The sequence below is a fragment of the Pseudomonas sp. LJDD11 genome (genome assembly GCF_024584215.1).
Taxonomy (GTDB): domain Bacteria; phylum Pseudomonadota; class Gammaproteobacteria; order Pseudomonadales; family Pseudomonadaceae; genus Aquipseudomonas.
The window spans coordinates 159,078-185,890 of record NZ_JANJFL010000001.1 but is presented as its reverse complement, the minus strand read 5'-3'; the positions used below and the strand labels follow the sequence as shown (position 1 = coordinate 185,890).

At 59.7% G+C, this 26,813-nt stretch carries 23 protein-coding genes; 20 read left to right on the top strand and 3 right to left on the bottom strand.

Annotation, left to right across the window (positions count from 1 at the left end; all coding sequences use genetic code 11):
- Positions 1 to 31: 31 nt before the first annotated feature.
- Together NRB16_RS00825 and infA are read left to right on the top strand one after the other, a co-directional pair.
- Positions 32 to 739 carry an arginyltransferase gene (locus NRB16_RS00825; RefSeq protein ID WP_045493118.1) on the top strand — a complete coding sequence of 236 codons (708 nt, stop codon included), beginning with the start codon at positions 32 to 34 and terminating at the stop codon, positions 737 to 739.
- A gap of 101 nt (positions 740 to 840) precedes the next feature.
- Positions 841 to 1,059 carry a translation initiation factor IF-1 gene (gene infA, locus NRB16_RS00820; protein WP_002553999.1) on the top strand — a complete coding sequence of 73 codons (219 nt, stop codon included), beginning with the start codon at positions 841 to 843 and terminating at the stop codon, positions 1,057 to 1,059.
- Positions 1,060 to 1,190: 131 nt separating this feature from the next.
- On the opposite strand, the gene clpA is transcribed toward infA, so the two are convergent.
- Complete coding sequence (gene clpA, locus NRB16_RS00815) at positions 1,191 to 3,464, bottom strand: ATP-dependent Clp protease ATP-binding subunit ClpA (protein ID WP_045493120.1); 2,274 nt, start codon at positions 3,462 to 3,464, stop codon at positions 1,191 to 1,193.
- Between the two features lie 30 nt (positions 3,465 to 3,494).
- Positions 3,495 to 3,857: an ATP-dependent Clp protease adapter ClpS gene (gene clpS / locus NRB16_RS00810; protein WP_045493123.1), complete on the bottom strand. Its 363-nt coding sequence runs from the start codon at positions 3,855 to 3,857 to the stop codon at positions 3,495 to 3,497.
- Between the two features lie 240 nt (positions 3,858 to 4,097).
- Here clpS and cspD point away from each other — a divergent pair, with 240 nt between their 5' ends.
- On the top strand, positions 4,098 to 4,376 hold the full coding sequence (gene cspD / locus NRB16_RS00805) for a cold shock domain-containing protein CspD (RefSeq protein WP_045493125.1): 279 nt from the start codon (positions 4,098 to 4,100) through the stop codon (positions 4,374 to 4,376).
- An 83-nt stretch (positions 4,377 to 4,459) separates the two neighbouring features.
- Here cspD and icd read toward each other — a convergent pair whose 3' ends face one another.
- Positions 4,460 to 5,722: an NADP-dependent isocitrate dehydrogenase gene (gene icd / locus NRB16_RS00800; protein WP_257105241.1), complete on the bottom strand. Its 1,263-nt coding sequence runs from the start codon at positions 5,720 to 5,722 to the stop codon at positions 4,460 to 4,462.
- Between the two features lie 602 nt (positions 5,723 to 6,324).
- Here icd and NRB16_RS00795 point away from each other — a divergent pair.
- The 17 genes from NRB16_RS00795 to nuoI all read left to right on the top strand — a co-directional run bounded on the left by NRB16_RS00795 (position 6,325) and on the right by nuoI (position 26,804).
- Positions 6,325 to 8,550, top strand: coding sequence for an NADP-dependent isocitrate dehydrogenase (locus NRB16_RS00795; RefSeq protein WP_045493129.1), 2,226 nt, complete (start codon positions 6,325 to 6,327; stop codon positions 8,548 to 8,550).
- A 236-nt stretch (positions 8,551 to 8,786) separates the two neighbouring features.
- Positions 8,787 to 9,233, top strand: a complete 447-nt coding sequence (locus tag NRB16_RS00790) for an NUDIX hydrolase (protein WP_045493131.1) — start codon at positions 8,787 to 8,789, stop codon at positions 9,231 to 9,233.
- 60 nt (positions 9,234 to 9,293) lie between these two features.
- Complete coding sequence (gene mnmA, locus NRB16_RS00785; protein ID WP_045493133.1) at positions 9,294 to 10,424, top strand: tRNA 2-thiouridine(34) synthase MnmA; 1,131 nt, start codon at positions 9,294 to 9,296, stop codon at positions 10,422 to 10,424.
- Positions 10,424 to 11,044 carry a high frequency lysogenization protein HflD gene (gene hflD, locus NRB16_RS00780; RefSeq protein ID WP_045493135.1) on the top strand — a complete coding sequence of 207 codons (621 nt, stop codon included), beginning with the start codon at positions 10,424 to 10,426 and terminating at the stop codon, positions 11,042 to 11,044. The genes mnmA and hflD overlap by 1 nt, the downstream gene beginning before the upstream one ends.
- Before the next feature lie 117 nt (positions 11,045 to 11,161).
- Complete coding sequence (gene purB / locus NRB16_RS00775; protein ID WP_045493138.1) at positions 11,162 to 12,532, top strand: adenylosuccinate lyase; 1,371 nt, start codon at positions 11,162 to 11,164, stop codon at positions 12,530 to 12,532.
- Between the two features lie 81 nt (positions 12,533 to 12,613).
- Entirely contained in the window at positions 12,614 to 13,780 is a 1,167-nt protein-coding gene (locus NRB16_RS00770; RefSeq protein WP_253117538.1) for a cupin domain-containing protein, read from the top strand.
- On the top strand, positions 13,773 to 14,198 hold the full coding sequence (locus NRB16_RS00765) for a GNAT family N-acetyltransferase (RefSeq protein ID WP_045493144.1): 426 nt from the start codon (positions 13,773 to 13,775) through the stop codon (positions 14,196 to 14,198). Before NRB16_RS00770 ends, NRB16_RS00765 begins: the two co-directional genes overlap by 8 nt.
- 260 nt (positions 14,199 to 14,458) lie before the next feature.
- Entirely contained in the window at positions 14,459 to 15,199 is a 741-nt protein-coding gene (locus NRB16_RS00760; protein ID WP_045493148.1) for a secretin N-terminal domain-containing protein, read from the top strand.
- Positions 15,200 to 15,772: 573 nt separating this feature from the next.
- Positions 15,773 to 17,098: an isocitrate lyase gene (gene aceA / locus NRB16_RS00755; RefSeq protein ID WP_257105240.1), complete on the top strand. Its 1,326-nt coding sequence runs from the start codon at positions 15,773 to 15,775 to the stop codon at positions 17,096 to 17,098.
- A 462-nt stretch (positions 17,099 to 17,560) separates the two neighbouring features.
- On the top strand, positions 17,561 to 17,974 hold the full coding sequence (locus tag NRB16_RS00750; RefSeq protein WP_045493154.1) for an NADH-quinone oxidoreductase subunit A: 414 nt from the start codon (positions 17,561 to 17,563) through the stop codon (positions 17,972 to 17,974).
- A gap of 10 nt (positions 17,975 to 17,984) precedes the next feature.
- Positions 17,985 to 18,659: an NADH-quinone oxidoreductase subunit B family protein gene (locus NRB16_RS00745; protein ID WP_045493157.1), complete on the top strand. Its 675-nt coding sequence runs from the start codon at positions 17,985 to 17,987 to the stop codon at positions 18,657 to 18,659.
- Positions 18,660 to 18,732: 73 nt separating this feature from the next.
- Positions 18,733 to 20,514 carry an NADH-quinone oxidoreductase subunit C/D gene (nuoC, locus tag NRB16_RS00740; RefSeq protein ID WP_253141047.1) on the top strand — a complete coding sequence of 594 codons (1,782 nt, stop codon included), beginning with the start codon at positions 18,733 to 18,735 and terminating at the stop codon, positions 20,512 to 20,514.
- A 2-nt stretch (positions 20,515 to 20,516) separates the two neighbouring features.
- Positions 20,517 to 21,014 carry an NADH-quinone oxidoreductase subunit NuoE gene (nuoE, locus tag NRB16_RS00735; protein WP_253117534.1) on the top strand — a complete coding sequence of 166 codons (498 nt, stop codon included), beginning with the start codon at positions 20,517 to 20,519 and terminating at the stop codon, positions 21,012 to 21,014.
- Positions 21,011 to 22,369: an NADH-quinone oxidoreductase subunit NuoF gene (gene nuoF / locus NRB16_RS00730; RefSeq protein ID WP_257105239.1), complete on the top strand. Its 1,359-nt coding sequence runs from the start codon at positions 21,011 to 21,013 to the stop codon at positions 22,367 to 22,369. Before nuoE ends, nuoF begins: the two co-directional genes overlap by 4 nt.
- 146 nt (positions 22,370 to 22,515) lie before the next feature.
- A complete protein-coding gene (gene nuoG, locus NRB16_RS00725; RefSeq protein ID WP_253141046.1) occupies positions 22,516 to 25,239 on the top strand; it encodes an NADH-quinone oxidoreductase subunit NuoG in 2,724 nt (907 codons plus the stop codon).
- Complete coding sequence (gene nuoH / locus NRB16_RS00720) at positions 25,236 to 26,243, top strand: NADH-quinone oxidoreductase subunit NuoH (protein ID WP_045493172.1); 1,008 nt, start codon at positions 25,236 to 25,238, stop codon at positions 26,241 to 26,243. Before nuoG ends, nuoH begins: the two co-directional genes overlap by 4 nt.
- Positions 26,244 to 26,255: 12 nt before the next feature.
- Positions 26,256 to 26,804: an NADH-quinone oxidoreductase subunit NuoI gene (nuoI, locus tag NRB16_RS00715; RefSeq protein WP_045493175.1), complete on the top strand. Its 549-nt coding sequence runs from the start codon at positions 26,256 to 26,258 to the stop codon at positions 26,802 to 26,804.
- Positions 26,805 to 26,813 lie beyond the last annotated feature (9 nt).

Genomic DNA, 26,813 nt, shown 5'->3' with positions numbered 1-26,813 from the left:
AGCTACAAGGTTTTCGAGAACGGGGGCAATCATGACAGAGCTGGCGCGCCTCAAGTTTTATGCCACTCAACCCCACTCCTGCAGCTACCTGCCCGATGAACAGGCGACCACGCTGTTCCTCGATCCCAGCCAGCCCATGGACGTACAGGTCTATGCCGACCTGTCTGACATGGGGTTTCGCCGTAGCGGTGACCACCTGTACCGCCCGCACTGCCAGAACTGCAGCGCATGCATCCCGGCGCGCATTCCGGTGGCATTGTTTGAACCCGACCGCCAGCAAAAGCGCATCATCAAGCGCAATGCCGACCTGGTGGTACGCAGCGTCAAGCCGGTGTTCACCCAGGAATACTTCGATCTTTATCAGCGCTACATCGAACAACGCCACGCCGATGGCGACATGTACCCACCCAGCCGTGAGCAGTTCAGCACGTTTCTGGTTCGCGACCTGCCGTTTACCCGCTTCTACGAATTCCGCGCCGAAGGCCGGCTGATGGCAGTGGCGGTTACCGACCTGCTGCCCAATGGCCTGTCGGCGGTTTATACCTTCTATGAGCCTGACGAAGAACGCCGCAGCCTGGGGCGTTACGCGATCCTCTGGCAGATCGCCGAAACGGCACGTTTGCACCTGCACTCGGTCTATCTCGGCTATTGGATCAAGAATTGCAAAAAGATGAATTACAAGACCCAATATCGGCCCATTGAGCTGCTAACCAATCAAAGATGGGTCACTCTGTACTGAACTGCTTGGCTTGAAACACATTTTTCGGGCACAATGCACGCCGCTTTTGCCTGGCGCCACTTGCACCGGGCCACTCATTTGATTCCCGAGGGCTTTACTGCATGTCGAAAGAAGACAGCTTCGAAATGGAAGGCACTGTCGTCGACACCCTGCCCAACACCATGTTTCGTGTGGAGTTGGAAAATGGGCACGTCGTAACCGCGCACATCTCCGGCAAGATGCGCAAGAACTACATCCGCATTCTGACTGGTGACAAGGTACGCGTTGAACTGACGCCATACGACCTGAGCAAAGGCCGTATCACCTACCGCGCACGCTGATCGCACAAGCTTTAAACGACAAAGCCCGGCAGTGCCGGGCTTTGTCGTTTTTGCTTGCCTGAAGCATTTGTTTACCTGAATAAACACCTGCTCGCCCACTGCCATAATGGCAGCGGGCGAAGCAAGTGGGATCAGGCCATTTCTGCCGTGGTTTCGTAGTCGAAGGTAATCTCGCCATCCTTGACATCGATATGCACGACACCGCCATGCTCGGACAACTCGCCGAACAGGATCTCTTCGGCCAGCGGCCGCTTGATCCGGTCCTGGATGAGTCGAGCCATCGGCCGCGCGCCCATTGCTGCATCGTAACCGCCCTGAGCCAGCCAGCTGCGCGCCGCATCCGACACTTCAAGCTGGACACGCTTGTCCTCAAGCTGCGCCTGCAGTTCGGTGAGGAACTTGTCGACGACGCTCTTGATGACTTCGTGACTGAGCCGGCCGAACTGGATGATGGTATCCAGACGGTTGCGGAACTCTGGCGTGAAGCTCTTCTTGATCACTTCCATGGCATCGGAGGAGTGGTCCTGATGCGTGAAGCCGATCGAGGCCCGCGAAGCGGTCTCGGCACCGGCGTTGGTGGTCATGATCAGGATCACATTGCGGAAGTCCGCCTTGCGCCCGTTGTTGTCGGTCAGGGTACCGTGGTCCATGACCTGCAGCAGCAGGTTGAAGACTTCCGGGTGAGCCTTCTCGATTTCATCGAGCAGCAATACGCAATGCGGCTGCTTGGTGATCGCCTCGGTCAACAGACCGCCCTGGTCGAAACCGACATAACCCGGTGGCGCACCGATCAGCCGCGAGACGGTATGGCGCTCCATGTACTCGGACATGTCGAACCTGACCAACTCGACGCCCAGCGCTTTGGCCAACTGGCGTGCCGCCTCGGTCTTGCCAACCCCGGTAGGACCGGCAAACAGGAACGAGCCTACTGGCTTGTCGGGTGACTTCAAGCCGGCCCGGGACAGCTTGATGGCAGTCGACAGCGAGTCGATGGCCGCATCCTGACCGAATACGGTGAGCTTGAGGTCACGCTCCAGGTTGCGCAGCAGTTCCTTGTCGGAGCTGTTGACGTGCTTGGGCGGAATGCGCGCGATCTTGGCAACGATATCCTCGACCTGAGCAACCTCAATGCGCTTGACCCGCTGCTCGACCGGCCGCAGGCGCTGGTAGGCACCGGCCTCGTCGATCACATCGATGGCCTTGTCAGGCATGTGCCGGTCGTTGATATAGCGTGAAGCCAGCTCGGCGGCGGCACGCAGGGCTTCGTCGCTGTACTCGATGTTGTGGTGTTGCTCGAAGCGACCCTTGAGCCCCTTGAGAATGCCAATAGTGTCTTCAACCGACGGCTCAGACACGTCAACCTTCTGGAAGCGCCGTGCCAGGGCACGATCCTTCTCGAAAATACCGCGAAATTCCTGGAAGGTGGTGGAACCGATACAGCGGATCTCGCCTGAGGACAACAGCGGCTTGAGCAGGTTGGAGGCATCCATCACGCCACCGGAGGCAGCACCGGCACCGATGATGGTGTGAATCTCGTCGATGAACAGGATCGCATGCGGGCGTTTGCGCAATTCGTTGAGCAGCGCCTTGAAGCGCTTCTCGAAGTCACCGCGGTACTTGGTGCCCGCCAGCAGCGCGCCCAGGTCCAGCGAGTAGACGACACTGCTGGCCAGCAGGTCAGGCACCTGATTGTCGACAATACGCTTGGCCAGGCCCTCGGCAATGGCTGTCTTGCCCACACCGGCCTCGCCAACCAGTAGCGGGTTGTTCTTGCGACGACGGGCCAGGATCTGCGCCACACGCTCGACTTCCTGCTCGCGACCGACCAGCGGGTCGATACGCCCCTGGCGGGCCTGGTCGTTAAGGTTACTGGCATAGGCATCCAGAGGATTGCCAGAGGAAGAAGCCTCACCACCCTCGTCGTCCTGCATATCTTGCTCACCTTCGGAAGAGTGTTCGCCGTGCCCGGGGACCTTGGAAATCCCGTGGGCAATGTAATTGACGACATCGATCCGGGCCACGCTCTGCTGCTTGAGCAGAAAGACGGCCTGGCTTTCCTGTTCGCTGAAGATTGCAACCAGTACATTGGCGCCGGTCACTTCACGCTTGCCGGAGCTCTGTACATGAAAGACTGCGCGCTGCAGAACGCGCTGGAAGCCCAGCGTCGGCTGAGTTTCCCGATCTTCGTCATGCACGGGGATCAGTGGCGTAGTGGAGTCGATGAACTCCTGCAGATCATGCTTGAGCTTATCGAGGTTCGCGCCGCATGCCCGCAAAACGGTGGCAGCGGCCTCGTTGTCCAATAAGGCCAGAAGCAGATGCTCGACGGTCATGAACTCATGACGCTTCGAGCGCGCCTCCTTGAAGGCCAGATTGAGGGTGACTTCGAGCTCACGGTTTAACATAGCTTCACCTCATAACCCAAGTGGTCGGCGTTAACCGTCCTTCTCGATCTCACAGAGTAGTGGATGCTGACTTTCCCTGGCGTACTGATTGACCTGCATGGCCTTGGTCTCGGCGATGTCACGGGTAAACAATCCGCATACTGCCCGCCCCTCTGTATGGACAGTCAGCATGATCTTGGTTGCCAGCTCACGATTCAGATTGAAGAACACCTCCAGCACTTCGATGACGAAATCCATCGGCGTGTAATCATCGTTGAACAAAACCACCTTATACATCGGTGGGGCCTGCAGAGTCGGCTGAGCGTCCTGCACTGCAACACCGGCCGAGTCATCCTCGTAAGGCTGCTGATCGTCCTGATTGAAGGTTAGTCGAATCTTGCTGATTGCATGCATGGGAAAACGTTCGAAATTTGCGTAGGTCGGATTGAACTAATAGCAATTGGCCGCTGTCAGAACGCCCATTCATTGAAATGGACTGCCGCATGACCTTGACTATCAGCTAAACGGTGTTACAAACAATAGAGCCCACATTGGGTAAAAAGGGTCCGCGCAGTCAACCAAAATTTTATTTCAGGTATGGCGGATTGAGGTGGATGATACTCCAGACGGAGTCCTTTGCAGAGGGATATGGCTATGCTCAGTGGTAAAGTCAAGTGGTTCAATAATGCAAAAGGCTATGGATTTATCCTTGCCGACGGCCGGGATGAAGATCTGTTCGCGCATTATTCAGCTATTCAGATGGACGGTTACAAGACACTCAAAGCCGGCCAGCCGGTCAACTTCGAGATTATTCAGGGCCCCAAGGGTCTGCACGCCGTTAACATTTCGCCCGCTGCGGCCACTGCCGCCAAGCCGATCGAAGCGTCCAGTGCAGCGACCTTGACCTTGAAAACCTCCAATGTGCCAGCCTGAGGCGAACCACCACAAACCCCAGCCATGATGTGATGTAAAGCACGCCGGTTCAGCAGTTCGAACCGGCCGCTCGTGACCCCTCTTTACGCCTGCATGTGCGCAATCAGCGCATCACCAAACCCCGAGCAGGACACCCGGTTGGCCCCCTCCATCAGCCGTGCGAAATCATAGGTAACGGTTCTCTCAGCCATTGCCGCTTCGATCCCCTGAACGATCAGCCCTGCCGCCTCAACCCAGCCCAGATGGCGCAGCATCATTTCTGCCGACAGAATCAGAGACCCCGGATTGACCTGGTCCTTGCCCGCATAACGCGGCGCCGTACCATGGGTTGCTTCGAACACCGCAACGTCATCAGACAGATTGGCGCCCGGAGCAATACCGATACCACCGACCTGAGCGGCCAGCGCATCGGACAGGTAGTCGCCATTGAGATTCAGGGTTGCAATCACGTCGTACTCAGCCGGGCGCAACAGCACCTGCTGCAACATCGCATCGGCGATGACGTCCTTGACGACCACCTCATTACCGGTCCTGGGATTGATGAACCGCATCCAGGGCCCGCCGTCGAGCAGCGTCGCACCAAACTCCGCCGAGGCCACCTCATAACCCCACTCCTTGAAGGCGCCTTCGGTGTATTTCATGATGTTGCCCTTGTGCACAATGGTCAGCGAACGCCGGTCATGATCCACCACATATTGCAGAGCCTTACGCACCAGCCGCCGGGTGCCATCACGGGAAACCGGCTTGATACCGATTCCGCAGTCGTGGTCGAAGCGCAGGCGCGTCACTCCCATTTGCTCTTTCAGAAAATCGATGACCCGCTGCGCCTCGGGTGAACCCGCCGCCCACTCGATACCGGCGTAAATGTCTTCGCAATTCTCACGAAAGATCACCATATCGACATCACCCGGCTTGTTGACCGGGCTGGGCACCCCGGCAAACCAGCGCACCGGACGCAGGCAGACGTACAAATCCAGTTGCTGGCGCAGAGCAACGTTCAGCGAACGGATTCCGCCGCCAACCGGTGTAGTCAGCGGCCCCTTGATCGACACCACGTAGCGCTGCAGTGCATCCAGGGTTTCATCGGGCAACCATATGTCCGGGGCATAGACCTGGGTGGCCTTTTCTCCGGCATAGACCTCCATCCAGGCAATTTTTCGGCTTCCGGCGTAAGCCTTGGCGACTGCAGCATCGACGACCTTGAGCATGACAGGCGTGATATCGACGCCCACGCCATCGCCTTCTATATAAGGAATAATCGGTTGCTCGGGGACATTGAGCGAGTGATCCGGGTTGACGGTGATCTGCTCACCAATGGCGGGGATTGTGATCTTTGCGTATTTCATGCTGAACTCCAATACGTGTTTGATTGGACAGCCTGACCGCAATGAAGCCTAGCACCCGTGCCGCTTCTGACAATCACGGCCACTGGACACCATCGCGCAATCTTTTGCAAAATCCCGAAAAGCATTGATCCAGAGCGCTTGCGTTCGACCAAGGCCGTATTGGCATGCGCCAATTGGCCGCATAGCATTAATGCTTGCGTTTCAGGGTTTGATATACTCCGGCGTGACTGCCGAGTCATAGGGGCTCCAGTCACTGGAACTGGCCCGTCCGGATACACGACACCAGCTCCGATCTGCGTTGGGACTTATGGGCGCCTTTAAAAACGTAGGCGAGGCAGCCAGTGCAAGGCAAAAACAGGCGAGAAAGCGGAGTTTACGGGTTGTAAATGAGCATTTTGAGCCTGTTTTTAACGCAGCGATGGCAACGCAGGTAGTTTTTAGAGGTGCCGTTATGGTGCCCGATTGCTTGACGCTCGACTGATGCACCCAACATCACCGCGAATCAATCCCGACCCGAGCCCGTGGCACGAACCCGGGTCAAGCGCCTACTCAGCGCGTATCGGGATTTTGTGCATGCTCAGCAAAACAGAGAGTTAATACGAATGTCCAACCGCTCGAAGATCATCTACACCTTCACCGACGAAGCTCCGGCCCTCGCCACTTATTCCCTGCTGCCCATCATCGAAGCGTTCACGGCTTCGTCCGACATCGACGTCGAGACCCGTGACATTTCCCTGGCGGGCCGTGTATTGGCCAGCTTCCCGGAGTCGCTGCGCGCCGACCAGCAAATCCCGGATCATCTTGCCGAGTTGGGCAAACTGGCTACCACACCAGAAGCCAACATCATCAAACTGCCGAACATCAGTGCTTCGGTTCCGCAACTCAAAGCCACCATCAAAGAGCTGCAGGAACAGGGCTACGCCATTCCTGACTACCCTGAAGCGCCGTCCACTGACGCCGAGAAAGACGCCCGCGCCCGCTACGACAAGGTCAAGGGCAGTGCCGTGAACCCGGTCCTGCGCGAAGGCAACTCCGACCGTCGCGCACCGCTGTCGGTCAAGAACTACGCGCGCAAGCACCCGCACAAGATGGGCGCCTGGGCAGCAGACTCCAAGGCCCATGTAGCCCACATGAGCAGTGGCGATTTCTACGGCAGCGAAAAAGGCGCCCTGATCGAAGCCGACGACAGCCTGAAGATCGAACTGATCGCCAAGGACGGCACTGCCACCGTCCTGAAAGAGAAAACCGCCGTCAAGGCCGGTGAAATCATTGACAGCTCGGTACTGAGCAAAAAGGCCCTGCGCAGCTTCATCGCGGCCGAGATCGACGACGCCAAGAAACAAGGCGTACTGTTCTCGGTGCACCTCAAAGCCACCATGATGAAGATCTCCGATCCGATCATCTTCGGCCAGATCGTCGAAGAGTTCTATCAGGACGCCCTGACCAAGCACGCCGACGTGCTCAAGGAAATCGGCTTTGACCTGAACAACGGTATCGGTGACCTGTACAACCGTATCGGCAGCCTGCCGGCCGACAAGCAAGCCGCAATCAAGGCTGACATCGACGCCGTGTACGCTGCTCGCCCACAACTGGCGATGGTCAACTCCGACAAGGGCATCACCAACCTGCACGTACCAAGCGACGTGATCGTCGATGCTTCGATGCCAGCCATGATCCGTGACTCGGGCAAGATGTGGGGCACCGATGGCCAACTGCACGACGCCAAGGCCGTGATCCCGGATCGCAGCTACGCCACCATCTACCAGGCGGTTATCGAAGACTGCAAAAAGCACGGTGCATTCGATCCGACCACCATGGGCAGCGTGCCGAACGTCGGCCTGATGGCCCAGAAAGCCGAAGAGTACGGCTCTCACGACAAGACCTTCCAGGTCAAGACTGACGGCGTTGTACGTGTATCCAACAGCAAGGGTGAAGTCCTGCTGGAGCAGAACGTCGAAGCGGGCGATATCTTCCGCGCCTGCCAGACCAAAGACGCACCGATCCAGGACTGGGTCAAACTCGCCGTCAACCGCGCTCGCGCCAGCAGCACGCCTGCGCTGTTCTGGCTGGACCCGGCACGTGGTCACGACGCACTGGTGATCGACAAGGTCAAGAAGTACCTGGGCGACCACGACACTTCGGGCCTGGACATCCAGATCCTGACTCCGGTCGAGGCGATGAAGCTGACCCTGGAGCGCACCCGCGCCGGCAAAGACACCATCTCGGCCACCGGTAACGTACTGCGCGACTACCTGACCGACCTGTTCCCGATCATGGAGCTGGGCACCAGCGCCAAGATGCTGTCGATCGTGCCGCTGATGAACGGTGGCGGCCTGTTCGAAACCGGTGCTGGCGGTTCGGCGCCAAAGCACGTGCAGCAGTTCGTCGAAGAGAACTTCCTGCGCTGGGACTCGCTGGGCGAATTCCTGGCTCTGGCGGCTTCTCTGGAGCACCTGGGCAACGCCTACAACAACCCGAAAGCACTGGTACTGTCCAAGACTCTGGACCAGGCGACCGGTGAGTTCCTGGACCGCAACAAGTCGCCATCGCGCAAAGTCGGCAGCATCGACAACCGCGGCAGCCATTTCTACCTGACCCTGTTCTGGGCTCAGGCACTGGCAGCACAGAATGACGACGCGGCCCTGAAGGCCCAGTTCGCGCCACTGGCCAAGACCCTGACCGACAACGAAGAGAAAATCGTTGCCGAGCTCAATGCGGTACAAGGCAAGCCGGTTGAGATTGGCGGTTACTACTTCGCCAAGCCGGAGCTGGCCAGCAAGGCCATGCGTCCTAGCGAGACCCTGAACGCGGCAATCGCTGCGCTGTAAGGTTCAAGCTGCTGTAAACAACAACCCCGGCCCACGCAGCCGGGGTTGTTGTTTTTTGAGTCACCGAAGTTTCCAGCTTTTTTGTAGGAGCGACTTCAGTCGTGAAAGCCTTCTAAAAGCGCAAAGGTGACTAAAACCCGACACATGAGGATGCACACCACACGACACCCCCTCAAACCACCCGCTCCCCGCCTTTACGTATACTGCCACCCACCAAGACTCTTAAGGATTCGCCCATGACCTGGCAAGCCCACGTAACCGTCGCCACTATCGTTGAAGATCAGGGCCGCTTCCTGTTCGTCGAGGAGCTGCAAAGCGGCCAGCCGGTACTGAATCAGCCGGCCGGACATCTGGATCCGAATGAAAGCCTGCAGCGCGCGGCAGTGCGCGAAACCCTGGAAGAAACCGGCTGGGATGTGGAGCTGACCGGGGTGGTCGGCATTTACCTGTACACCGCACCCAGCAATGGCGTCACATATCAGCGAATCTGCTTTGCCGCCAAGCCCCTCAAGCACAACCCCGACTATCAACTGGACGACGGCATCATCGGCCCGGTCTGGCTGAATCGCGATGAACTGGTTACCCAACAGGCACGCTGGCGCAGTGAGCTGGTGCTGCGCTGTGTCGATGATTACCTGCAAGGCGAGCGTTTCAGTCTTGAGCTGCTGCGCGACAAGGCATGAGACGCAACAGCCCGCGCCTGATAGAATCGCGTCCTTTTCACCCATAGCTGTTGAATGCCCATGTCTGATTCTGCCCTTCCAAACACCGATAAACCCCGTGTCATCGTCGGCATGTCCGGCGGCGTGGATTCCTCCGTATCCGCCGTTCTGCTGCTGGAACAGGGCTATCAGGTGGAAGGTCTGTTCATGAAGAACTGGGAAGAAGACGACGGCACCGAATACTGCACCGCGAAAGAAGACCTGGCCGACGCCCAGGCCGTTTGCGACCGCATCGGCATCAAGCTGCACACGGCCAACTTCGCTGCCGAGTACTGGGATCACGTGTTCGAACACTTCCTGGAAGAGTACAAGGCCGGCCGCACGCCCAACCCCGACATCCTGTGCAACCGGGAAATCAAGTTCAAGGCATTCCTCGACTATGCGCTGAGCCTGGGCGCCGACCTGATTGCAACCGGCCATTATGTGCGTCGCCGCGACACCGCCACCCACACTGAGCTGCTCAAGGGCCTGGACCCGAACAAGGACCAGAGCTATTTCCTGCATGCCGTCGGCGGCGAGCAGATCGCCCGCACCCTGTTTCCGGTCGGTGAACTGGAAAAACCCGAAGTGCGGGCGATTGCCGAGAAACACGGCCTGATCACCGCCCGAAAGAAAGACTCGACCGGGATCTGTTTCATCGGCGAGCGACGCTTCACCGACTTTCTGCGCCAGTACCTGCCTGCCCAGCCCGGCGAGATCAAGACCACTGAAGGCGAAGTCATCGGCCAGCATGCCGGGCTGATGTACCACACCATTGGCCAGCGCCAGGGCCTGGGCATTGGCGGTCTGAAAGACGCCGGCGACGAGCCCTGGTATGTGCTGGAAAAAGACCTGACCCACAACGAGCTGATCGTCGGTCAGGGCAACGATCATCCATGGCTGTTCTCGCGTGCCCTGCTGGCTTCGCAAATTTACTGGGTCAACCCGATTGACCTGCACAGCCCGCGACGACTGACTGCCAAGGTCCGCTATCGCCAGGCCGACCAGGCCTGCACCCTGGAGAAAACCGCCAACGGTTACCGTGCAGTGTTTGACGAGCCGCAACGCGCTGTCACACCAGGGCAATCGGTGGTGTTCTATGACGGTGAAATCTGCCTGGGCGGCGGCGTGATTGAAACTGCCGAACCCTGGCACAGCAAGGACATGGTTTGATGACTCCGATTCAGGAACAATTGACCGCCCTGGGCGGTGTATTCCAGACCGCTGTGCTGGTCGACCGCATCGCCAAGACCGGCCAGGTCAGCGAGGCCGAACTGGGCTGCATGCTTGGCAGCCTGCTGGTACTTGACCCGAAGGACACTCTGGAGGTGTACGGCGGCAGCGATCAGTACCTGCGCGAAGGCTTGCGCGCCCTGGCCAGCGCCCTGGAGCGCGACCCCGGCACATTGCAGCGCGAGCCGCTGCGCTATGCGCTGTCGATGCTGGGCCTGGAGCGTCAATTGGCCAAGCGCAACGACATGCTGGAAGTGATTGGCCGGCGGCTGCCGCAGATCCAGTCTCAGGTTGAGCATTTCGGCATCACTCACGAAAACGTGATCGCCGCCAGCGGTGCGCTGTACCAGGACACCCTGAGCACCCTGCGCCAGCGTATTCAGGTGCAAGGCGACATGCGCAATCTGCAGCAGCCCAGCAACGCCTCGAAGATTCGCGCCCTGTTGCTGGCCGGCATTCGCTCGGCGCGCCTGTGGCGGCAAGTTGGCGGCCATCGCTGGCAACTGGTGTTCAGCCGCCGCAAGTTGTTGAATGAACTCTATACCATGATGCACGGCTGAAACGCCGCGCGTCGACTGCACGCGACGCTATCTACGCTGGTCAGCCCGCTCCAGATGAGCGGTGATTTCGTGTATGATGTGCGCCCTTTTCAAAGCCAGACTGTCCGAGAGCACCCCATGCAGCTTTCTTCGCTCACCGCGGTTTCCCCTGTCGACGGCCGCTACGGTGGCAAAACCCAGGCCCTGCGCCCTATCTTCAGCGAATACGGCCTGATCCGTTTCCGTGTTCTGGTCGAAGTACGCTGGTTGCAGCGTCTGGCGGCGCACCCGCAAATCACCGAAGTACCGGCCTTCAGCGCCGAAGCCAACGCCATTCTCGACACCCTGGCAGACAATTTCCTGCTGGAGCACGCCGAGCGCGTCAAGGAAATCGAGCGCACCACCAACCACGACGTGAAAGCCGTGGAGTACCTGCTCAAGGAACAGGCCGCCAAGCTACCTGAACTGAACAAGGTCAGCGAGTTCATCCATTTCGCCTGCACCAGTGAAGACATCAACAACCTGTCCCACGCACTGATGCTGCGCGAGGGCCGCGACACCGTGGTACTGCCGCTGATGCGCCAGATCGCCGACGCCATCCGCGAACTGGCCCAGCGCTTTGCCAGCGTGCCGATGCTGTCGCGCACCCACGGCCAGCCGGCTTCGCCAACCACCCTGGGCAAAGAACTGGCCAACGTCGTCTACCGCCTCGAGCGGCAGATCGCCCAGGTCGCAGCCGTACCGCTGCTGGGCAAGATCAACGGCGCCGTGGGCAACTACAACGCCCACCTGTCGGCTTACCCGGACATCGACTGGGAAGCCAACGCCCGCGCCTTCATCGAAGACGAGCTGGGCCTGGAGTTCAACCCGTACACCACCCAGATCGAGCCGCACGACTACATTGCCGAGCTGTTCGATGCGGTTGCCCGTTTCAACACCATCCTGATCGACTTCGACCGCGATATCTGGGGCTACATTTCCCTGGGCTACTTCAAGCAGAAGACTGTCGCTGGCGAAATCGGCTCCTCGACCATGCCGCACAAGGTCAACCCGATCGACTTCGAAAACTCCGAAGGCAACCTGGGTATCGCCAATGCGCTGTTCCAGCATCTGGCCAGCAAACTGCCGATCTCGCGCTGGCAGCGCGACCTGACCGACTCTACTGTACTGCGCAACCTGGGCGTGGGCTTTGCACACAGCGTCATCGCCTACGAAGCCAGCCTCAAGGGCATCGGCAAACTGGAGCTGAACGAGCAACGCATCGCCGCCGACCTGGACGCCTGCTGGGAAGTGCTGGCCGAGCCGATCCAGACCGTCATGCGCCGCTACAACATCGAGAACCCGTACGAGAAGCTCAAGGAGCTGACTCGCGGCAAAGGCATCAGCCCTGAAGCGCTGCTGACCTTCATCGATGGCCTGGACATGCCGGGCGACGCGAAGGCCGAACTCAAGAAACTGACGCCAGCCAACTACATCGGCAATGCCGTGGCCCAGGCCAAACGCATCTGACCTGCGCCCCGCGAATAACGCCCGGCCCAGCCGGGCGTTTTTATTCGCGAACGAAAATCACCTTATTTCAATGGTTTGAACATGAATCCTGATATTCCTCTGCAACTTCTGGGCGGCATAAGTGCACGCGTCTTCCTGCGTGACTACTGGCAGAAGAAGCCTTTGCTGATCCGTCAGGCCATCAGTGACTTCCAGAGCCCTATCGAGCCTGACGAACTGGCCGGCCTGGCGCTTGAAGAAGAAATCGAATCGCGCCTGATCATCGAGAACGGCGAGCGCCCATGGGAGCTGCGTCGCGGCCCGTTCGCAGAGGACGAGTTCAGCAAGCTGCCAGAGCGTGACTGGACCCTGCTGGTGCAGTCGGTTGACCAGTTCGTGCCGGAAGTCGCCGAACTGCTGGAGAACTTCCGTTTCCTGCCAAGCTGGCGCATCGACGACGTGATGATCAGCTACGCCGCACCGGGCGGCAGCGTTGGCCCGCATTTCGACAACTACGACGTATTCCTGCTGCAAGGCCACGGCAAACGCAACTGGAAAGTGGGCCAGCTGTGCAACACCGAAAGCGAGCTGATCCAGCACGCTGACCTGCGCATCCTGGCAGACTTCGAAGGTACTGATGAGTGGACTCTGGAGCCTGGCGACATGCTCTATCTGCCACCGCGCCTGGCCCACTGGGGCGTGGCGGTAGACGACTGCCTGACCTATTCGGTAGGTTTCCGCGCGCCAAGCGCCGCTGAAGTTCTGACACACTTTACCGACTTCCTCAGCCAGTTCATTCCTGACGAAGAGCGTTACACTGACGCTAACCTTCAGCCCGCTGCAGATCCACACCAGATCCAGCACGACGCGCTGGACCGTCTCAAGAGCCTGCTCGCCGAGCACATGGGCGATGAGCGGCTGCTACTGACCTGGTTCGGCCAGTTCATGACCGAGCCACGCCACCCGGAACTGGTCAGCGGCGAAGAGTTGCAAGAAGAAGACCTGCTGGACAGCCTGGAACAAGGTGCCATCATCATTCGCAACCCAAGCGCGCGTCTGGCCTGGTCGAATGTCGATGAAGACCTGCTGCTGTTCGCCAGCGGCCAGAGCCGCTTGCTGCCGGGCAAGCTGCGCGATCTGCTCAAACTGATCTGCGCCGCCGACGCCCTGCACATCGAGAACCTCGGACCCTGGCTGGCGGACGAGGACGGACGCACACTGCTTTGCGAGTTGGTAAAACAAGGAAGCCTGGGATTTGCCGATGAATAAAATCAGCGTATCGGTTGCAGACTGGCACAAGGACAACGCCGCCATACGGCGTATCCGTGAAAGCGTGTTCATCTTCGAACAGGCGGTTCCTCCAGAGCTGGAATGGGATGCCGAAGATGCCGACGCCGTACACTTCCTGGCCAACGAAGGCGACTATCCGATAGGCACCGCACGTTTGCTGCCGGACGGTGAAATCGGTCGTCTGTCGGTACTCAAGGACTGGCGTGGCCTGAAGGTTGGCGAAGCCCTGCTCGGCGCGGTGCTGAGCGAGGCCGAAAAGCGCGGCCTGCAACAGCAGAAGCTAAGCGCACAGGTTCATGCCGCGCCCTTCTATGAGCGCTTTGGCTTTCGCGTGGTCAGCGACGAGTTCCTCGAAGCCGGCCTGCCGCATGTGGATATGCTCCGCGAGGCGGTGTAGTTTAAAAACTGCACACCTGCGATCAACGCCCCGCTCGACCCGCCGTTACCGGCCGGTTGATCGGGGCGTTTTGCTATCGCTCGGCAAAGTGGCACACTCAAGCCTTCAGGGCACCTCTAAAACGTAGGCGAGGCAGCCAGCGCAAGGCAAAAACAGGCGAGCAACGGTCGGACTCGCGCACAAGCCTGTTTTTAACCCAGCGATGGCACGCAGGTAGTTTTTAGCGGCGCCCTTCTGGAAGCTCTTCGCGGAGAAAGGACATGTCTGTACGCCCCTTGCTGGTTTCACTGCTGCTGGCTGTAAGCACCCCGGTACTGGCTGCCACGGAAGTGGTGCCGCTCAATTACCGCACCAGTGACGAAATGCTGCCGGTAGCACGCAACTTCCTTGGCCAGGACGGCACGGTCAGCGCCTATGGCAACCAGTTGATCGTCAACGCCGAGTCGCGCAGGATCGAAGAACTGCGCGCCCTGCTCGCCCAACTCGATGTAGCCGCCAGACGCCTGCTGATCAGTGTCGACACCAGCGACAGTGCTGCACACAGCCACAACGGCGCCAGCAGCGGCCGGGTGATCAGCTACGGCACCAGCAGCCGTGAGGGCGGCGTGCAGCAGGTGCAGACCAGCGAAGGCACCCCGGCGCTGATTCAAGTCGGCCAGAGTGTTCCGCTGACCACCTCACGCACCGACAGTTACGGTTATAGCCAGAGCGAAACCCAGTATCGCAACGTGACCCAGGGCTTCTATGTCACCGCCAGCGTGACCGGCGATATCGTGCACCTGAGCATCAGCACCAACCGTGACCGCCTCAGCCAGGAGCGCCCGGACGCAATCAAGGTGCAGAGTACCGATAGCAAGGTCAGCGGCCGGCTTGGCGAATGGATCACCCTGGCAGGCAACCAGAGCCAGTCGATAGCCGATCGTCAGGGCAATGCCCAGTACTACTCGACCCAGGGCCGCGACGACATGCTGCTACGCGTCAAGGTCGATGCCCTCGACTAACCCGGCCTCTGGCGCAAAGCCAGAACCTACGGGCCTTTTGGTGACCCACCAGTCGTATTAGACCAAAGATGTAGTGACACCATAAAAGCACTACAAAACGTTTGACGGAGCAAAAACGGCGCGGCATGATGGCCTCGCTCCCGCTGATCAGAGGCTTGAATAGAGCCTTCGAAGCACGTCCGTCGCCACTGCATGGACCGTTTCGTGTCTTGACCGCCCAAAAGGCAGTTTGACGAGGTTGCGACTGGAACGAAGTTGTCCTGAGGGACGGTAGCCCTGTTCGGCAGTCAGATAAAATGTAGTGAGCTTCGCACTGTGCAACATCGTTCTGTGCGTACTTTTCGACAGCACCTGAATGCCCGCTCGACACCCCGAGCCATTCGTTCATCCGTCGCAACCCGATGCAAATGCGGTTCGCCGCAAGTTTTCCGATCAGTGAGCTAATCGTGCCTTCGATAAACGAGGCGTTTTGGCGGAGCAGGACACTCCAACCGCATCAGACTGCTGAAACGTAGCGAGTCATTGACGCGACGCTTCACAGCCTGAAAAACCCAGGAACTGAGGTTTATCAACATGGCACTGACACGCGAACAACAAATAGCGGCTCTTGAAAAAGACTGGGCTGAAAATCCGCGCTGGAACAATGTGACCCGAACCTATTCTGCTGCTGATGTCGTCCGCCTGCGTGGCTCGGTACAACCGGAACACACGTTTGCAAAACTGGGCGCCGAAAAACTGTGGAACCTGATTACCCAGGGTGCGCGACCGTCGTTTCGTCCCGACAAAGACTTCGTCAACTGCATGGGGGCACTGACCGGCGGACAAGCCGTCCAGCAGGTCAAGGCGGGTATCCAGGCCATTTACCTGTCCGGCTGGCAGGTCGCTGCCGACAACAACTCGGCCGAGTCCATGTACCCCGACCAATCACTGTACCCGGTCGACTCGGTGCCCACCGTCGTGCGACGGATCAACAACGCCTTCACCAGGGCCGACCAGATTCAATGGAAAACCGGCAAGAATCCCGGCGATGAAGGCTACATCGATTACTTTGCCCCTATCGTGGCGGACGCCGAGGCCGGCTTTGGCGGTGTGCTCAATGCTTATGAGCTGATGAAAAGCATGATTGAAGCCGGCGCCGCCGGGGTGCATTTCGAAGACCAGCTGGCCTCGGTTAAAAAGTGCGGTCATATGGGCGGCAAGGTACTGGTGCCGACCCAGGAAGCGGTGCAGAAGCTGGTTGCCGCACGTCTGGCTGCCGACGTGGCCGGGGTGCCGACCATTATCCTGGCGCGCACCGACGCCAACGCTGCCGACCTGCTGACCTCTGACTGCGACCCTTATGATCAGCCATTCGTGACCGGGACCCGCACCCATGAAGGCTTCTACAAGGTGCGCGCCGGCCTCGATCAGGCGATCGCCCGGGGCCTGGCCTACGCACCTTATGCCGACCTGGTGTGGTGCGAGACCGCCAAGCCGGATCTGGACGAGGCTCGCCGGTTTGCCGAGGCAATCAAGAAGGAATACCCGGACCAGCTGCTGTCGTACAACTGCTCGCCATCCTTCAACTGGAAGAAGAACCTGGACGATGCCACCATCGCCAAATTCCAGCGCGAGCTGTCTGCGATGGGCTACAAACATCAGTTCATCACCCTGGCCGGCATCCACAACATGTGGCATGGCATGTTCAGCCTGGCGCATGACTACGCCCGCAATGACATGACCGCCTACGTCAAGCTGCAGGAACAGGAGTTTGCCGACGCCGCCAAGGGTTACACCTTCGTCGCCCACCAACAGGAAGTCGGTACCGGCTATTTCGACGACATGACCACAGTGATTCAGGGTGGCAGTTCGTCGGTCACCGCCCTCACCGGCTCCACCGAGCAGGAGCAGTTTCACTGAAACTGAGCGCAGTTGAGTAACCATGAGCCACTTTTACCAGTGGCTCATCTTTTACACCCCGAGTAACGTTACTTTCCGCAACATTGACCTCAAGCAAGGTGGCATTCTCGCAATTGTGCTACTTGTAAGATGAGTTAAATCACTTTCTTTCAGCAGCAGCAAACCAATGAAACTGATTACCGGATGATATCAATTATCATTAAGATTCTCTTCGTTCGCTTTTCGATACGATAAACATACTTGACTAAAACAGTAGTAATACACGGTTTACGTGGCCTGCAGCGCCATGCAAGCCATTACTGCGACCAACCGGTCGAATAATTTTCATGTAGAAAATTTACTTGCCCTCTATTTGCACATAAAATCAGTTTTATTGATTTCGTTGCGACATTTCGTCACGGCCTACACTCTTAAATATTTCAAGCTCAGAGCCCTTTCGCGCTCTGATTAAGGATTGCCAGCATGTCCGAATCGACAGGTTTGATCGCCCACAACTGGGCCCTCGCCATCTTCCTTTTGGGCGTCGTCGGCCTCTGTGCCTTCATGCTTGGCCTGTCCAGCCTGCTCGGCAGCCGCGCCTGGGGGCGCAGCAAGAACGAACCTTTCGAGTCTGGCATGTTGCCCACCGGCGGCGCCCGGCTGCGACTCTCCGCAAAATTCTATCTGGTCGCGATGCTGTTCGTGATCTTCGATATCGAAGCCCTCTTTCTCTTTGCATGGTCTGTGTCGGTACGCGAAAGCGGCTGGGCCGGATTCGTCGAAGCTCTCGTTTTCATAGCAATTCTGTTGGCAGGTCTTGTCTACCTTTGGCGAGTGGGGGCGCTCGATTGGGCACCCGAAGGTCGTCGTAAGCGGCAGGCGAAGCTAAAACAATGAGGCTTTGGCAATGCAATACAATCTCACCAGGATCGACCCGGATGCGCCTAACGAGCAGTATCCAATCGGTGAACGGGAAACCGTTTCCGACCCGTTAGAAGACCAGGTTCACAAGAACATCTTCATGGGCAAGCTCGAAGATGTTCTGAGCAACGCAGTCAACTGGGGGCGCAAAAACTCCCTGTGGCCGTATAACTTCGGCCTTTCGTGCTGCTACGTGGAAATGACCACCGCCTTCACGGCGCCCCACGACATCGCGCGCTTCGGCGCCGAAGTCATCCGGGCATCGCCGCGTCAGGCGGATTTCATGGTTATTGCCGGGACCTGCTTCATCAAGATGGCTCCGATCATCCAGCGTCTCTACGAGCAAATGCTCGAACCCAAGTGGGTCATTTCCATGGGCTCGTGCGCTAACTCCGGCGGCATGTATGACATTTACTCCGTGGTTCAGGGCGTGGACAAGTTCCTGCCTGTGGATGTCTACGTGCCAGGCTGCCCGCCCCGCCCCGAAGCGTTCCTGCAAGGCTTGATGCTGCTGCAGGAGTCGATCGGCAAAGAGCGGCGCCCGCTTTCCTGGGTTGTCGGCGATCAAGGCATCTACCGTGCCGAAATGCCGTCGACCAAGGTTCAGCGCCGCGAACAGCGTATTCAGGTCACCAACCTGCGCAGCCCCGACGAAGTCTGATACGCCCCGTTGTTCTTATAACAAAGACAAGAACGGGGTTGACTCTGTACGTTGACCGAAGTGATTGAGACCTATGACTGCAGGCACCGCTCTGTACATCCCGCCGTACAAGGCTGACGACCAAGATGTCGTCAATGAACTGAATTCCCGCTTCGGCGCCGAGGCCTTCACGGCCCAGCCGACCCGTACCGGCATGCCGGTGCTGTGGGTCGAACGCGCCCGGCTGATCGAAATACTGACGTTCCTGCGCAATGTCGCCAAACCGTACTCCATGCTCTATGACCTGCATGGTGTCGACGAGCGTCTGCGCACCCATCGCCGCGGCTTGCCGGGCGCTGACTTCACGGTGTTCTACCACCTGATGTCGGTTGAACGTAATAGTGACGTAATGATCAAGGTCGCACTGTCCGAAAGCGACCTGAGCGTACCTACCGTCACCCGTATCTGGCCTAACGCCAACTGGTACGAGCGTGAAGTGTGGGACATGTTCGGCATCGATTTCCCGGGCCACCCGCACCTGTCGCGCATCATGATGCCGCCGACCTGGGAAGGTCACCCGCTGCGCAAGGACTTCCCGGCCCGCGCCACCGAGTTCGACCCGTACAGCCTGAACCTTGCCAAGCAGCAGCTTGAAGAAGAAGCCGCGCGCTTCAACCCCGAAGACTGGGGCATGAAGCGTTCTGGGGCGAACGAGGACTACATGTTCCTCAACCTCGGCCCCAACCACCCGTCTGCGCACGGTGCTTTCCGTATCGTGCTGCAACTGGACGGTGAAGAGATCGTCGACTGCGTTCCGGACATCGGCTACCACCACCGTGGTGCAGAGAAAATGGGCGAGCGTCAGTCCTGGCACAGTTACATCCCCTACACCGACCGTATCGACTACCTCGGCGGGGTGATGAACAACCTGCCGTACGTGCTGGCGGTGGAAAAACTCGCCGGTATCAAGGTGCCGGACCGGGTCGACACCATCCGCATCATGATGGCCGAGTTCTTCCGCATCACCAGCCACCTGCTGTTCCTGGGTACCTATATCCAGGACGTCGGCGCCATGACCCCGGTGTTCTTCACCTTTACCGACCGCCAGCGCGCCTACACCGTGATCGAGGCGATCACCGGTTTCCGCCTGCACCCGGCCTGGTACCGCATCGGTGGCGTGGCTCACGACCTGCCGCGCGGCTGGGAGAAACTGGTCAAGGACTTCGTCGACTGGCTGCCCAAGCGCCTCGACGAGTACACCAAAGCTGCCTTGCAGAACAGCATTCTCAAGGGCCGGACCATCGGTGTGGCCGCCTACAACACCAAAGAGGCGCTGGAATGGGGCGTCACAGGTGCTGGCCTGCGTTCCACCGGCTGTGATTTCGACCTGCGCAAGGCGCGTCCGTACTCGGGCTACGAGAACTTCGAATTTGAAGTGCCACTGGCCCACAACGGCGACGCCTACGACCGCTGCATGGTTCGTGTCGAGGAGATGCGCCAGAGTATCCGCATCATCGACCAGTGCCTGCGCAACATGCCTGAAGGCCCGTACAAGGCGGATCACCCGCTGACCACGCCGCCACCAAAAGAGCGCACCCTGCAGCACATCGAAACCTTGATCACCCACTTCCTGCAGGTTTCGTGGGGTCCGGTCATGCCGGCCAACGAATCATTGCAGATGATCGAAGCGACCAAGGGTATCAACAGTTATTACCTGACGAGCGACGGCGGCACCATGAGCTACCGTACCCGGATCCGTACTCCGAGCTATCCGCACCTGCAACAGATCCCTTCGGTGATCAAAGGCAGCATGGTCGCGGACCTGATTGCGTACCTGGGTAGTATCGACTTCGTTATGGCCGACGTGGACCGCTAAGAATGAACAGCCCACTTATCCAGACAGACCGTTTCGTTCTCAGCGAAACAGAGCGCTCGGCCATCGAGCACGAAATGCATCACTACGAGGACCCGCGTGCGGCGTCCATCGAAGCCTTGAAAATTGTCCAGAAGCAGCGCGGCTGGGTGCCGGACGGCGCGATCTATGCGATCAGCGACATCCTCGGCATCCCTGCCAGCGACGTCGAAGGCGTAGCCACCTTCTACAGCCAGATCTTCCGTCAGCCGGTCGGCCGGCACATCATCCGCGTCTGCAACAGCATGGTGTGCTTCATTGCCGGTCACGAGTCGATCGTCGAAGAAATCCAGAGCTCGCTGGGCATCGCTCCGGGCCAGACCACCGCCGACGGCCGCTTTACCCTGCTGCCGGTGTGCTGCCTGGGCAACTGCGACAAGGCGCCAGCGGTAATGGTCGATGACGATACATTCGGCAATCTGCAGCCCGGCGGCGTTGCCAAGATGCTGGAGGCTTACCCATGACCCTGACTTCCTTCGGTCCGGCCAACCGCATTGCGCGCACGGCTGAAACCCACCCGCTGACCTGGCGTCTGCGTGACGACGGCGAGCCGGTGTGGCTCGACGAGTACCAGAGCAAGGACGGCTACGCTGCGGCGCGCAAGGCGCTGACCCAGCAATCGCCCGATGAGATCGTCCAATCGGTCAAGGACTCCGGTCTCAAAGGTCGTGGTGGCGCAGGCTTCCCCACCGGCGTGAAGTGGGGTCTGATGCCTAAAGACGAGTCCATGAACATCCGTTACCTGCTGTGTAACGCCGATGAAATGGAACCCAACACCTGGAAAGACCGCATGCTGATGGAGCAACTGCCCCATCTGCTGATCGAAGGCATGCTGATCAGTGCCCGTGCACTGAAAGCCTACCGCGGCTACATCTTCCTGCGCGGTGAGTACGTCACCGCCGCCCGCCACCTCAACCGTGCGGTCGAAGAAGCCAAGGCTGCCGGCCTGCTGGGCAAGAACATTCTTGGCAGCGGTTTTGATTTCGAGCTGTTCGTGCACACCGGCGCCGGCCGTTACATCTGCGGTGAAGAAACCGCACTGATCAACTCGTTGGAAGGCCGCCGCGCCAACCCGCGCTCCAAGCCGCCCTTCCCTGCCGCCGTAGGCGTGTGGGGCAAGCCGACGTGCGTGAACAACGTCGAAACCCTGTGCAACGTGCCGGCCATCGTCAACAACGGCAACGACTGGTACAAGTCGCTGGCCCGCGAAGGCAGTGAAGACCATGGCACCAAGCTGATGGGCTTTTCCGGTAAGGTCAAGAACCCGGGCCTGTGGGAGCTGCCGTTCGGCGTGCCGGCCCGCGAGCTGTTCGAAGACTACGCCGGCGGCATGCGCGACGGCTTCAAGCTCAAGTGCTGGCAGCCAGGCGGCGCCGGTACCGGCTTTTTGCTTCCGGAACATCTGGACGCGCAAATGTACGCCGGCGGCATCGCCAAGGTCGGTACCCGGATGGGTACGGGCCTGGCCATGGCGGTGGACGACAAGGTCAACATGGTTTCCTTGCTGCGCAACATGGAAGAGTTCTTTGCCCAGGAGTCCTGTGGCTTCTGTACTCCGTGCCGCGATGGCCTGCCCTGGAGCGTGAAGATGCTGCGCGCCCTGGAAAAAGGCCAGGGCCGTGCCGAAGACATCGAGACGCTGCTGGGCCTGGTCAACTTCCTCGGCCCTGGCCGGACCTTCTGTGCTCACGCACCGGGTGCGGTCGAGCCGCTGGGTAGCGCGATCAAGTACTTCAGGCCGGAATTCGAGGCAGGTGTCGCGCCAGCAAGCGCGGGCCTGCCCATCCCCGGCAAGATCCCGACCACAGTCGGGGCATAAACAAGACTGACCGGTCGCCAATGCCTGGCATGGCGACCCTGTACCGGCTGACGCCGCCCCTTCCATGAAGGGGCCGAGCGAAGCAGGTACCACCGGATTCCATTAGCCACGCCCGCTGACAACGGGCCAACGAAGAACTTTGAACCATGGCCACTATCCACGTAGACGGCAAAGCGCTCGAAGTCAACGGTGCGGACAACCTGCTACAGGCTTGTCTGTCCCTGGGCCTCGACATTCCGTATTTCTGCTGGCACCCCGCGCTGGGTAGCGTCGGTGCCTGCCGCCAGTGCGCGGTCAAGCAGTACAACGATGAAAACGATACCCGCGGCCGGATCGTCATGTCCTGCATGACCCCTGCCACCGACAACACCTGGATCTCCATCGAAGATGAAGAGTCCAAGGCGTTCCGCGCCAGTGTCGTCGAATGGCTGATGACCAACCACCCGCATGACTGCCCGGTCTGCGAGGAAGGCGGTCACTGCCACCTGCAAGACATGACCGTGATGACCGGCCACAACGAGCGCCGTTATCGCTTTACCAAGCGCACGCACCAGAATCAGGACCTGGGGCCGTTCGTCGCTCACGAGATGAACCGCTGCATCGCCTGCTACCGCTGCGTGCGTTACTACAAGGACTACGCCGGCGGCACCGACCTGGGCGTGTATGGCGCTCACGACAACGTGTACTTCGGTCGCGTTGAAGACGGCGTGCTGGAGAGCGAGTTTTCCGGCAACCTGACCGAGGTCTGCCCGACCGGCGTGTTCACCGACAAGACCCACTCCGAGCGCTACAACCGCAAGTGGGACATGCAGTTTGCCCCGAGCATCTGCCATGGCTGCTCCAGCGGCTGCAACATCAGCCCCGGTGAGCGTTATGGCGAACTGCGGCGCATCGAAAACCGTTTCAACGGATCGGTGAACCAGTACTTTCTGTGCGACCGTGGCCGTTTCGGCTATGGCTACGTCAACCGCAAGGATCGTCCGCGCCAGCCGCTGCTGAACAAGGGCCAGGAGCAGCTGAAACTGAGCCTGGACGACGCGCTGGACACCGCCGCCGACCTGCTGCGCGGTCGTAACATCGTTGGTATCGGCTCGCCACGCGCCAGCCTGGAAGGCAACTACGCGCTGCGCGAACTGGTCGGTGCCGAGCACTTCTACAGCGGTATTGAAGCCGGTGAGCTTGAGCGCGTGCGCCTGATCGCCCAGGTATTGAGCGACAGCCCGCTGCCGGTGCCGAACATGCGTGACATCGAAGATCACGACGCGATCTTCATTCTTGGCGAAGACCTGACCCAGACGGCTGCCCGGGTCGCCCTGGCCGTGCGTCAGGCGGTCAAGGGCAAGGCCCGCGACATGGCCGCCGCCATGAAGGTCCAGCCATGGCTTGATGCTGCGGTGCGTAACATTGCCCAGCACGAACTGAACCCGCTGTTCATTGCCAGCCTGACTGACACCCGTCTGGACGACGTGGCCGAGCACTGCGTGCACGCCGCGCCAGACGACCTCGCCCGTCTCGGCTTTGCCGTGGCCCACGCCATCGACGCCAGCGCCCCGGCTGTTGCTGGCCTGGACGCCGAAGCGCTGGAACTGGTGAAAACCATCGCCGATGCGTTGCTGGCCGCCAAACGCCCACTGATCATCTCCGGCGGTTCGCTGGGCTCCAAGGCCATGATCGAAGCCGCCGCCAACATCGCCAAAGCGCTGAAACTGCGCGAGAAAGAAGGCTCGCTGAGCCTGGTGGTGCCGGAAGCCAACAGCATGGGCCTGGCCCTGCTCGGTGGTGATTCGCTCGATGCTGCGCTGCAGCAGGTGATCTCGGGTCAGGCCGACGCCATCGTGGTGCTGGAAAACGACCTGTACAGCCGTACCGATGCCGCCACCGTGGACGCCGCACTGAACGCGGCCAAGGTAGTGATCGTTGCCGATCACCAGAAGACCGCGACCGCCGACCGTGCCCATCTGGTCCTGCCAGCGGCCAGCTTCGCTGAAGGCGATGGCACCCTGGTCAGCCAGGAAGGCCGCGCCCAGCGTTTCTTCCAGGTGTTCGATCCGACCTATCTGGACGCCAGCATTCTGGTCCACGAAGGCTGGCGCTGGCTGCACGCGCTGCGTTCGACCCTGCTCAATCAGCCGGTGGACTGGACCCAGCTCGACCAGGTCACCGAAGCCTGCGCCGCGGCCAACCCCCGCCTGGCAGGTATTGTCGATGCCGCACCGTCCGCGTCGTTCCGTATCAAAGGTCTGAAACTGGCTCGCGAACCGCTGCGTTACAGCGGCCGGACCTCGATGCGCGCCAATATCAGCGTGCACGAGCCGCGCACGCCACAAGACAAGGACACGGCGTTCTCGTTCTCGATGGAAGGTTATTCGGGCTCGGTCGAACCACGCCAGCAGGTGCCATTCGCCTGGTCACCGGGCTGGAACTCACCGCAGGCCTGGAACAAGTTCCAGGACGAGGTCGGTGGTCATCTGCGTGCCGGTGACCCGGGCGTGCGCCTGATCGAAAGCACCGGCGACAAGCTGAGCTGGTTTGCCAGCGTGCCACGCGCCTTCGCTCCGGCGCAGGGTAGCTGGCAAGCGGTGCCGTTCTACCACCTGTTCGGCAGCGAAGAGAACTCTTCGAAAGCCGCACCGGTGCAAGAGCGCATCCCGGCTGCTTACGTTGCACTGGCCAAAGCAGAAGCCGATCGTCTGGGCGTCAACGAGGGCGCGCTGGTCAGCCTGGAGGTGGCCGGCCAGACCCTGCGTCTGCCGCTGCGCATCAATGAAGAACTGGGCGCTGGCCTGGTCGCCCTGCCGGTCGGTCTGGCAGGCATTCCGCCGGCGTTTTCCGGCAAATCCGTGGCCGGTCTGCAGGAGGCAGCGCAATGAGCTGGTTCACCCCTGAAGTGATCGATGTGATCATTGCGGTCCTCAAGGCCATCGTCATCCTGCTTGCCGTGGTCATCAGCGGCGCGTTGCTCAGCTTCGTCGAGCGACGCCTGCTGGGCTGGTGGCAGGACCGCTATGGCCCGAACCGGGTTGGCCCGTTCGGTATGTTCCAGATCGCTGCCGACATGCTGAAGATGTTCTTCAAAGAGGACTGGATGCCGCCGTTTGCCGACAAGGTGATCTTCACCCTGGCACCGGTGGTGGCCATGAGCGCCTTGCTGATCTCGTTCATCGTCATCCCGATCACCCCGACCTGGGGTGTCGCAGACCTGAACATCGGCCTGCTGTTCTTCTTCGCGATGGCGGGTCTGTCGGTGTACGCAGTGCTGTTCGCCGGTTGGTCGAGTAACAACAAGTACGCGTTGCTGGGCAGCCTGCGGGCCTCGGCCCAGACCGTGTCGTACGAAGTGTTCATGGGTCTTGCGCTGATGGGCGTGGTGGTTCAGGCCGGCTCGTTCAACATGCGCGACATCGTCGAGTATCAGGCGCAGAACCTGTGGTTCATCATTCCACAGTTCCTCGGCTTCTGTACGTTCTTCGTCGCTGGCGTCGCCGTGACTCACCGTCACCCGTTCGACCAGCCCGAAGCCGAGCAGGAACTGGCCGACGGTTACCACATTGAATATGCCGGCATGAAATGGGGCATGTTCTTCGTCGGCGAGTACATCGGCATCGTGCTGATCTCGGCGCTGCTGGTCACCCTGTTCTTCGGTGGCTGGCATGGTCCGTTCGGTATCCTGCCGCAGATCCCCTTCATCTGGTTCGCTTTGAAGACCGCGTTCTTCATCATGCTGTTCATCCTGCTGCGCGCTTCGATTCCGCGCCCGCGCTATGACCAGGTGATGGATTTCAGCTGGAAATTCTGCCTGCCGCTGACCCTGATCAATTTGCTGGTGACTGCCGCGATCGTGTTGCTCAACACGCCGGCAGGCGCGGTTCAGTGAGGTAACTGACCCATGTTCAAATATATTGGCGACATCGTTAAGGGTACCGGTACCCAGTTGCGCAGCCTGGTGATGATTTTCGGTCACGGCTTTCGCAAGCGCGACACCCTGCAATACCCGGAAGAACCGGTTTATCTGGCACCACGCTATCGCGGCCGGATCGTCCTGACCCGCGACCCCGACGGTGAAGAACGCTGCGTGGCCTGCAACCTGTGCGCCGTGGCCTGCCCGGTCGGCTGCATCGCCTTGCAGAAGACCGAGGCCGAAGACGGTCGCTGGTACCCGGAGTTCTTCCGCATCAACTTCTCGCGTTGCATTTTCTGCGGCCTGTGCGAAGAAGCCTGCCCGACTACCGCGATCCAGTTGACCCCGGATTTCGAAATGGCTGACTTCAAGCGCCAAGACCTGGTGTACGAGAAAGAAGACCTGCTGATTTCCGGCCCCGGCAAGAACCCCGACTATAACTTCTATCGCGTTGCCGGCATGGCAATCTCCGGCAAGCCCAAAGGCGCCGCGCAGAGTGAAGCCGAACCGATCAACGTCAAGAGCTTGCTGCCTTAAGGAAGTCCA

Bases quoted from the DNA above. Each gene is read 5' to 3' on its own strand.
- infA (WP_002553999.1), top strand. From the start codon at position 841: ATGTCGAAAGAAGACAGCTTCGAAATGGAAGGCACTGTCGTCGACACC.
- NRB16_RS00750 (WP_045493154.1), top strand. From the start codon at position 17,561: ATGTCCGAATCGACAGGTTTGATCGCCCACAACTGGGCCCTCGCCATC.
- nuoF (WP_257105239.1), top strand. From the start codon at position 21,011: ATGACCCTGACTTCCTTCGGTCCGGCCAACCGCATTGCGCGCACGGCT.
- NRB16_RS00765 (WP_045493144.1), top strand. From the start codon at position 13,773: ATGAATAAAATCAGCGTATCGGTTGCAGACTGGCACAAGGACAACGCC.
- NRB16_RS00745 (WP_045493157.1), top strand. From the start codon at position 17,985: ATGCAATACAATCTCACCAGGATCGACCCGGATGCGCCTAACGAGCAG.
- NRB16_RS00770 (WP_253117538.1), top strand. From the start codon at position 12,614: ATGAATCCTGATATTCCTCTGCAACTTCTGGGCGGCATAAGTGCACGC.
- nuoE (WP_253117534.1), top strand. From the start codon at position 20,517: ATGAACAGCCCACTTATCCAGACAGACCGTTTCGTTCTCAGCGAAACA.
- purB (WP_045493138.1), top strand. From the start codon at position 11,162: ATGCAGCTTTCTTCGCTCACCGCGGTTTCCCCTGTCGACGGCCGCTAC.
- nuoI (WP_045493175.1), top strand. From the start codon at position 26,256: ATGTTCAAATATATTGGCGACATCGTTAAGGGTACCGGTACCCAGTTG.
- clpA (WP_045493120.1), bottom strand. From the start codon at position 3,464: ATGTTAAACCGTGAGCTCGAAGTCACCCTCAATCTGGCCTTCAAGGAG.
- clpS (WP_045493123.1), bottom strand. From the start codon at position 3,857: ATGCATGCAATCAGCAAGATTCGACTAACCTTCAATCAGGACGATCAG.
- NRB16_RS00825 (WP_045493118.1), top strand. From the start codon at position 32: ATGACAGAGCTGGCGCGCCTCAAGTTTTATGCCACTCAACCCCACTCC.
- NRB16_RS00795 (WP_045493129.1), top strand. From the start codon at position 6,325: ATGTCCAACCGCTCGAAGATCATCTACACCTTCACCGACGAAGCTCCG.
- icd (WP_257105241.1), bottom strand. From the start codon at position 5,722: ATGAAATACGCAAAGATCACAATCCCCGCCATTGGTGAGCAGATCACC.
- nuoC (WP_253141047.1), top strand. From the start codon at position 18,733: ATGACTGCAGGCACCGCTCTGTACATCCCGCCGTACAAGGCTGACGAC.
- nuoH (WP_045493172.1), top strand. From the start codon at position 25,236: ATGAGCTGGTTCACCCCTGAAGTGATCGATGTGATCATTGCGGTCCTC.
- hflD (WP_045493135.1), top strand. From the start codon at position 10,424: ATGACTCCGATTCAGGAACAATTGACCGCCCTGGGCGGTGTATTCCAG.
- mnmA (WP_045493133.1), top strand. From the start codon at position 9,294: ATGTCTGATTCTGCCCTTCCAAACACCGATAAACCCCGTGTCATCGTC.
- nuoG (WP_253141046.1), top strand. From the start codon at position 22,516: ATGGCCACTATCCACGTAGACGGCAAAGCGCTCGAAGTCAACGGTGCG.
- NRB16_RS00790 (WP_045493131.1), top strand. From the start codon at position 8,787: ATGACCTGGCAAGCCCACGTAACCGTCGCCACTATCGTTGAAGATCAG.
- aceA (WP_257105240.1), top strand. From the start codon at position 15,773: ATGGCACTGACACGCGAACAACAAATAGCGGCTCTTGAAAAAGACTGG.
- cspD (WP_045493125.1), top strand. From the start codon at position 4,098: ATGCTCAGTGGTAAAGTCAAGTGGTTCAATAATGCAAAAGGCTATGGA.
- NRB16_RS00760 (WP_045493148.1), top strand. From the start codon at position 14,459: ATGTCTGTACGCCCCTTGCTGGTTTCACTGCTGCTGGCTGTAAGCACC.